Here is a 7,686-nt window from a genome sequence, read left to right as displayed (position 1 = left end):
TGGACGGACGCACCGGACGAGCGTTTCGCTCCCGGTGCGTCCGTCCGCGCCGCCGACCGCACGCTCGTCGTCGCCGCGTCGTCGACGGCCAGCGGCAAGCTGGTCGTCCACTTCGACGGCGTCGACGACCGTGACGCCGCCGAGGCGCTGCGCGGGCAGGAGCTGCTCGTCGCCGCGTCCGCGCGGCCCGCGCTCGACGACCCGGACGACTTCTACGACACCGACCTGATCGGCCTCGCCGCCCACACCGTCGACGGCGCCGCACTCGGGCCCGTCGTCGACATGGTGCACGCCGGCGGCGCCGACTACCTCGTCCTCGACATCGACGGACGCGAGCGGCTGGTGCCGTTCGTCGCCGCGATCGTCCCCACCGTCGACCTCGCCGGCGGCACCGTCACCGTCGACCCGCCCGACGGCCTGTTCGACCTGTGAAGCGATGAACTCCCGTTCATCCCGGCCCCTGCCGGTCCCAGCGGGTGTCGATCAAGGACGTGTCGGCGAATGAGACTCGACGTCGTCACGATCTTCCCCGGCTACCTCGCGCCGCTGCACGAGTCCCTGGTGGGCAAGGCGATCGCGCGCGGGCAGTTGCAGCTCGGCGTGCACGACCTGCGGTCGTGGACCGACGACGTGCACCGCACCGTCGACGACACGCCCTACGGGGGCGGCCCGGGCATGGTCATGAAGCCCGAGCCCTGGGGGCGCGCCCTGGACGAGCTCGCGCCGCCCGGCGGCCCGCAGCCACGGCTCGTCGTCCCCTCGCCCGCGGGGCGCCCGTTCACCCAGGCGGTCGCCGCCGAGCTCGCCGCCGAGCCGTGGCTGCTGTTCGCCTGCGGGCGGTACGAGGGCATCGACGCCCGCGTCGGCGAGTACGCGGCGCAGCGCATGGCCGTCGACGAGCTCAGCCTCGGCGACTACGTGCTCGCCGGCGGTGAGGTGGCCGTGCTCGTCATCGTCGAGGCGGTGGCCCGGCTGCTGCCCGGCGTGCTCGGCAACGCCGACTCGGCGGTCGACGACTCGTTCGCGGCCGGCGCGGAGGGCCTGCTCGAGGCGCCGGCCTATACCAAGCCGGCCAGCTGGCGCGGCCTCGACGTGCCGGAGGTGCTGCTGTCCGGGCACCACGCGGCGATCCGCGCGTGGCGTGCCGAGCAGTCGCGCGAGCGCACCGCCCGCGTGCGCCCTGACCTGCTGGAGTCCTGAGCGGCCGACCCGCCGCTGCGAGGCGATTGGGGATCGCCGAGGTGCATGTGGCATCATCGTGGGGTTGCCCGGACCGCGGTTGCCTGCGGCGCGCGACACCTGAGCCCCTGTAGCAAGCGATAGAAAGCGATCTCGCGATGAACACCCTCGACGTGCTCGACACCGAGTCCCTGCGCTCGGACGTGCCGGACTTCCGCGCCGGCGACACGCTGAAGGTGCACGTCCGCGTCATCGAGGGCAACCGCTCGCGCATCCAGATCTTCCAGGGCGTCGTCATCCGTCGCCAGGGCGGCGGCATCCGCGAGACGTTCACCGTCCGCAAGGTCAGCTTCGGCGTCGGTGTCGAGCGCACCTTCCCGGTGCACACCCCGGTGATCGAGAAGATCGAGGTCGTCACCCGTGGTGACGTCCGTCGCGCGAAGCTCTACTACCTGCGCGACCTGCGCGGCAAGGCCGCCAAGATCAAGGAGAAGCGCGACACCGTCGCGCGCTGACGCTCGAGCCCCACGACAAGCCGGCGGATGTCCGACTCCTCTCGCGGCACGCCCGCGTCCGGTGACGGTGGGGAGTTCGACGACGAGCCGACCTTCGATCCCGACCCGGACGCCGAGGCGGGCGAGCACGAGCCCGGCGAGCACGGGGCCGGTGAGCAGTCCGTGTCGCTGAACAAGCCGCTCCGGTCCGGCGACGACGAGGACCAGCACGCCGCTGCAGCACCTCGAGGTTCGGAGGACGCGACGACGCCGGACGATCCGGCCGCGGCGGCCGGCAAGCGGCGGCAGCGCGAGTACCGCAAGGCGCCGTGGTGGGAACTGCCGGCGCTCATCGCGCTCGCCGTGCTCATCGCGGTGATCGTCAAGACCTTCGTGGTGCAGCCGTTCTACATCCCGTCGGCGTCGATGGAGCACACGCTCTACGGGGCGACCGACGGCGGCGACCGCATCCTGGTCAACAAGGTCATCTACGACTTCCGCGACCCGCACCCCGGCGACATCGTCGTGTTCAACGCGCCGCCGGGCTGGAACGAGGTCACGACCACGCCGCCCAGCAACCCGATCCTGCACGGCATCCACTGGTTCGGTCAGCTCGTCGGCTTCGTGCCGCCCGACGGCGAGGTGCGGGTCAAGCGGGTCATCGCGACCGGCGGCCAGACCGTGTGGGGCGATGCGCAGGGGCACGTGCACGTGCGCACGGCTGCGGGCCGCGAGAAGGTCCTGACCGAGCCCTACGTGTTCGAGGACGGCCCGGACCAGCGCCAGACCTTCGGCCCCGTCACGGTGCCGAAGGGCCGGCTGTGGGTGATGGGTGACCACCGCAACGACTCGCAGGACTCGCGCTACCACTGCGACGCCGACGGCGGTGACGGCGCGAGCTACGGCCCGAAGTGCAACCCGACCGGCAGCACGGTGCCGGTCGACAACGTGATCGGCAAGGCGTTCGTGGTGGCCTGGCCGCCGTCGCACTGGCGCACGCTCGGCACGCCCACGACGTTCAGCGGGCTGGCGGCCGCCGCGAACCGGGTCGTCCCTGCCGGTGCCGGGCTCCTCGGCGTCCTGCCGCTGTGGTTCGTCCGGCGGCGGCGCCGCCGTCGCGCCTGAGCGGCTCGACCCCGGCTCCCGCCCCGCCGGCGACAGGTATCGTCGGCGCGTCATGACGAAGGTCCGTGCACCCGGTCTCGCCTTCCGTCCGCCCCGCCTGGTCGTGCGCCGCGACGGGCCGATGGGCGGGTACGAGTCGGCCCTCGCACGGGCGGGCTTCCCGCTCGTGGCCGGTGCCGACGAGGCCGGACGCGGCGCGTGCGCCGGCCCGCTCGTCGTGGCCGCGTGCATTCTGCCGCCCGGCCGGCGCATCGAGGGGCTCGACGACTCGAAGCTGCTGACCGCCGCCGTGCGCAAGCAGCTCTACCGAGTGATCACCCGGCGGGCGCTGGCGTACTCGATCGTGTCGATCAGCTGCACCGAGATCGACCGGTACGGCCTGCACGTCGCGAACCTCGCGGGCATGCGGCGGGCCATCGGCACGCTCGTGCCCGCGGCCGACTACGCGATCACCGACGGCTTCCCGGTGCCGGGGCTCGGCGTGCCGTCGGCGGCGGTGTGGAAGGGCGACGCCACGGTGGCCTCGGTCGCGGCCGCGTCGATCCTCGCGAAGGTGACGAGGGACGCGATCATGCTGCGTCTGCACGAGCAGTGGCCCGAGTACGACTTCGCCCGCCACAAGGGCTACATCACGCCGGTGCACACCGCCGCTCTCGGCGAGCACGGGCCGTGTCCCGAGCACCGCCGCCGCTACGTGAACGTGCGGCGCGTGCTCGGCGGTGACTGGGCGGTGGACAATGTCGGGGTGGACGAGCTGGAGATGGCATGAGCGAGCTGGCGAGCGAATCGATGTCACTGCGCCATGCGAATCGCGCACCGAGCGCCAGCGAGGTCGCCCGATGAGTGCTGAGGATCTCGAGAACTACGAGACCGAGATGGAGCTGCAGCTCTACCGCGAGTACAAGGACATCGCGGCGCAGTTCAGCTACGTCGTCGAGACCGAGCGGCGCTTCTACCTGACCAACGAGGTCGATCTCGTCCCGCGCAACGTCGACGGTGAGATCTACTTCGAACTCACCATGCGCGACGCCTGGGTCTGGGACATGTACCGGCCGGCCCGGTTCGTGAAGACCGTGCGGGTGGTGACGTTCAAGGACGTCAACATCGAGGAGCTGGACAAGCCCGAGCTCGAGCTGCCCCGCGACGACGAGGCGCGCTAGCAGCACCCTGCGACAGTTCCGGGCGGTCGTCCACATCGGGCGGTTGTCCACAGCTCCGGGCGCAGCGCGTCCTGCGGGCTCGCCCGATCGGGCACCGTCGCTGTATGCGAGTCAAGGACGCGGTCGGCCGGTTCGGTGAGGACCTGGCCGCCCGCCATCTGCAACAGGCCGGGTTGACGCTGCTCGACCGCAACTGGCGCTGCCACACGCGCGACCTGCGCGGCGAGCTCGACATCGTCGCGCTCGACGGTGCGACCGTCGTCTTCGTCGAGGTGAAGACCCGCTCGACACTCGCCTTCGGGCGCCCCAGCGAGGCGGTCACGCCGGTGAAGCTGGCACGGCTGCGGCGGCTGGCCGCGCACTGGCTGGCCGAGCAGACGGACGAGGTGCGGTGGCGCGAGGTGCGCTTCGACGTCGTCTCGGTGCTGCGCCGCTCGCCCACCGGCCCCGTCGTCGAGCACCTCGCCGGGGTGGCGTGATGGGGCTCGCGTGCACCCACGGCGTCGCCCTCACCGGGCTCGCGGGCCAGCCCATCGAGGTGCAGGTCGACATGGGCGCCGGCCTGCCCGGGCTGTCGTTCACCGGCTTGCCCGACACCTCGGTGAACGAGTCGCGCGACCGCATCCGCTCGGCGCTGCAGAACTCGGCGATCGACTGGCCGAACCGTCGCACGGTCGTGGCGCTGCTGCCGGCGGACGTGCGGAAGGTGGGCTCGCGGTTCGACCTCGCCGTCGCCATGGCGCTGCTCGCGGCCGCCGACGAGATCCCGATCGGCGGCCTCGACGGCGTGGTGTGGGTGGCCGAACTGGGGCTCGACGGCCGGCTGCGCCCGGTGCGCGGCGTGCTGCCGTCGCTCGTGGCCGCGCGCGCGGCGGGCTTCCGGCGGGCGGTGGTCGCGCCCGGCAACGCCGCCGAGGCGGCCCTCATCGACGGCCTCGACGTGCGCGCGGGCGAGCACCTCGCCGACCTCGTGGCCTGGCTGCGCGGCGACGCTCCACCGCCCCCGCGGGCGCGGCCGGTGCCCGAACCGGCCGACGCGCCCGGGCTGCCCGACCTCAGCGACGTCGCCGGGCAGCGGGCGGCGAAGCGCGCGGTCGAGATCGCCGCCGCGGGTGGTCATCACCTCTACCTCGTCGGCGCACCGGGCGCCGGAAAGACGATGCTGGCCCAGCGGCTCCCCGGCCTGCTGCCGCCGCTGGACGAGGAGGCCGCGCTCGAAGTGACCGCTGTGCACTCGGTCGCCGGCGTCCTCGGCCCGCACGCACGGCTGTTACGGCGGCCACCCTGGCAGGCGCCTCATCACAGCGCGTCGACCAGCGCGCTCGTCGGCGGCGGCTCGGGCCTCGCCCGGCCCGGCGCGATCTCGATGGCGCACCACGGTGTGCTCTTCCTGGACGAGGCCCCGGAGTTCAAGGCCGAGACGCTCGACGCCCTGCGCCAGCCGCTCGAGACCGGGCAGGTCGTGCTGCACCGCAGTGGTGGAGCCGTCGCGTACCCGGCGCGCTTCCAGCTGGTGCTTGCGGCGAACCCGTGCCCGTGCGGGCTGCGTTCGTCCGAGTGCATCTGCCCGGCGACCACGAAGCGGCGGTATCTGCAACGGCTGTCCGGACCCTTGCTCGACCGCGTCGACCTGCGCGTCGACGTCGAACCGATCGGGCACGCCGACCTGTTCGAACCACCCGAACCGCCGGAGACCAGCGCGGTCGTCGCAGCCCGGGTGGCGTCGGCGCGGTCGGCCGCGCTCGATCGGTGGCGGGGCGAACCTTGGCGGACGAACGCCGACGTGCCCGGGTCGGTGCTGCGGGCACGGCCGTGGGCGCTGCCGACGAGCGTCATCGGCGATGCGCAGCGTGACCTGCACGCCGGGCTCCTCACGGCGCGGGGCTTCGACCGGGTGCTCCGCATCGCCTGGACGCTGGCCGACCTGCACGGCCATGCCTCGCCCGACGCGGGTGACGTGGGCCAGGCGTTGTTCTACCGCACGGGACGGGGCGAGTCGTGGGCGGCGTGAACGGCGTCGATCCCGAGGTGCTGCTGGCGCGGGCCTACCTCAACCGGGTCGCCGAGCCGGACTGCGTGCCGCTCTGGGGGTTCGTCGAAGAGGTCGGGCCGGTGCAGGCAGCCCGCGACATCCGCGCCGGCGTCATGCCCGACGAGGTGCGCGGACCCACCGACGCCCGCCGCTCGACCGTCGACCCCGAGGCCGACCTGCTCGCGGCCGAGCGCCACGGCATCCGACTGGTGGTGCCCGAGTCGCCCGACTGGCCGGCGTTCGCCATGCAGGCGCTGCAGCGGGTCGGGCACGAGCGGCTGGTCGAGTGGCGCGAGCGGCGGCGCTCGTCGGACGAGTCCGGCGAGCCGATCCCACCGCTGGCGCTGTGGGTGCAGGGGCCGGCGTTCGGGCCCGACCTCGGTGTCCGCGCCGTGGGTGTGGTCGGAGCGCGGGCGTCGACGGCCTACGGCAACCGGGTGGCGGGCGACCTCGCCTTCGGGCTCGCCCACGCGCGCGTCGCCGTGGTGTCCGGGGGTGCGTTCGGCATCGACGCCGCGGCCCACCGCGGGGCGCTGGGCGCCGGCGGCGTGACCGTCCTCGTCTCGGCCGGCGGCCTCGACCGCCCGTACCCGCCGGGCAACGAGCAGCTGTTCCGGCTGGCGCGCGAGACCGGCGCCGTCGTGTCCGAGAGCCCGCCCGGTTCGGCACCCCAGCGTCGCCGCTTCCTCACCCGCAACCGCCTCATCGCGTCCCTGACGGCGGGCACGGTCGTCGTCGAGGCGGCGCTGCGGTCGGGCGCGATCAACACGGCGACGCACTGCCGGCGCCTCGGCCGCCCGGTGATGGCGGTGCCCGGGCCGGTCGGCTCGGCAGCGTCGGCCGGCTGCCATGCGCTGCTGCGGCGGCCGGACGACCCCGCGGTGCTGGTCACCTCGGTCGAGCAGGTGCTCGAACTGGTCGGCTCGATGGGTGAGGGCGGCGACCCGGCGGGGGAGAAGCGGACGAGCGTGCTCGACGGGCTGGACCTCGTCGACCAGCGGGTCTTCGACGCGGTGCCGGCCCACCGCGCCGCGACGATCGACGAACTCGTCGTGGTGTCCGGCCTCGGTCTCGGCGACGTGCTCGGCGCGCTGCCGTCGTTGCAGCGGCTCGGCATCGTCGTCGCCGAGCCGGACGGCTACCGCGCCCGGCCGGTCCGGGCGGTGCTGCGGTGAGTGCGGCAGGTCCCCTGTCCCCGGCATCCTCGACGCCCGGAACCGACCGCGGCGGGGACGCCCGCCGGTCGTCGACCCGCGTGGCGGCTTGACCTGCGCCACGCCCGGCCGCACGGTCGACGGATGGTCGACGACGCGATGCCGGACGGTGCGGCGCCGGCCGACGCGATGCCGGAAGGTGCAGCGCCGACCGGTGCGATGCGGGACGGCGCGGCGCCGACCGCAGCGCGGTTCGACGTCCGTGCCGCGCGGGCGGCGCTGCCGCGACGGCTCGCCGAGGCGGTCGACGGGTTCGAGCGCCACCTGGCACTGCAGCGCAACCGCTCGCCGCACACCGTGCGGGCATACCTCGGCGACGTCGTCGGCTCCCTCGACCACCTGAGCCGGCTCGGTGGCATGTCCCCGCAGGACATGGACCTGCGCAACCTGCGCTCGTGGCTCGCGCTGCTGCGCACCCGCGGTGCGTCCCGCGCCACGTTGGCGCGGCGCTCGGCCGCGCTGCGCACCTTCAGTGCGTGGGC

General features: G+C 73.9%; 10 protein-coding genes. All 10 read left to right on the top strand.

Features of this window, described 5'->3' with window-relative positions:
- Positions 1 to 432: ribosome maturation factor RimM (gene rimM, locus ACTHMS_RS01745; RefSeq protein ID WP_440304959.1), on the top strand; the 432-nt coding region annotated here is incomplete at its 5' end.
- Positions 433 to 501: 69 nt separating this feature from the next.
- The gene (trmD, locus tag ACTHMS_RS01740; protein WP_440304958.1) at positions 502 to 1,200 is read left to right on the top strand and encodes a tRNA (guanosine(37)-N1)-methyltransferase TrmD; all 699 of its coding nucleotides are present in this window, start codon (positions 502 to 504) and stop codon (positions 1,198 to 1,200) included.
- A gap of 137 nt (positions 1,201 to 1,337) precedes the next feature.
- Entirely contained in the window at positions 1,338 to 1,694 is a 357-nt protein-coding gene (rplS, locus tag ACTHMS_RS01735) for a 50S ribosomal protein L19 (RefSeq protein WP_440304957.1), read from the top strand.
- A 27-nt stretch (positions 1,695 to 1,721) separates the two neighbouring features.
- Complete coding sequence (gene lepB / locus ACTHMS_RS01730; RefSeq protein WP_440304956.1) at positions 1,722 to 2,798, top strand: signal peptidase I; 1,077 nt, start codon at positions 1,722 to 1,724, stop codon at positions 2,796 to 2,798.
- 52 nt (positions 2,799 to 2,850) lie between these two features.
- Positions 2,851 to 3,567 carry a ribonuclease HII gene (locus ACTHMS_RS01725; protein WP_440304955.1) on the top strand — a complete coding sequence of 239 codons (717 nt, stop codon included), beginning with the start codon at positions 2,851 to 2,853 and terminating at the stop codon, positions 3,565 to 3,567.
- 70 nt (positions 3,568 to 3,637) lie between these two features.
- Entirely contained in the window at positions 3,638 to 3,958 is a 321-nt protein-coding gene (locus tag ACTHMS_RS01720) for a DUF2469 domain-containing protein (protein WP_440304954.1), read from the top strand.
- Between the two features lie 104 nt (positions 3,959 to 4,062).
- Entirely contained in the window at positions 4,063 to 4,437 is a 375-nt protein-coding gene (locus tag ACTHMS_RS01715; RefSeq protein WP_440304953.1) for a YraN family protein, read from the top strand.
- Positions 4,437 to 5,969: a YifB family Mg chelatase-like AAA ATPase gene (locus ACTHMS_RS01710; RefSeq protein WP_440304952.1), complete on the top strand. Its 1,533-nt coding sequence runs from the start codon at positions 4,437 to 4,439 to the stop codon at positions 5,967 to 5,969. The genes ACTHMS_RS01715 and ACTHMS_RS01710 overlap by 1 nt, the downstream gene beginning before the upstream one ends.
- Positions 5,957 to 7,165 (top strand): DNA-processing protein DprA, encoded by a 1,209-nt coding sequence (gene dprA / locus ACTHMS_RS01705; protein WP_440304951.1) that lies wholly within the window; start codon positions 5,957 to 5,959, stop codon positions 7,163 to 7,165. The genes ACTHMS_RS01710 and dprA overlap by 13 nt, the downstream gene beginning before the upstream one ends.
- 123 nt (positions 7,166 to 7,288) lie before the next feature.
- A partial coding sequence (locus ACTHMS_RS01700) for a site-specific integrase (RefSeq protein WP_440304950.1) occupies positions 7,289 to 7,686 on the top strand: 398 nt, incomplete at its 3' end.

It is taken from the genome of Jatrophihabitans sp. (assembly GCF_051960575.1).
Classification (GTDB): domain Bacteria; phylum Actinomycetota; class Actinomycetes; order Mycobacteriales; family Jatrophihabitantaceae; genus JBQCEE01.
The sequence above is the reverse complement of the archived record's forward strand: the minus strand, read 5'-3'. Positions and strand labels throughout refer to the sequence as shown.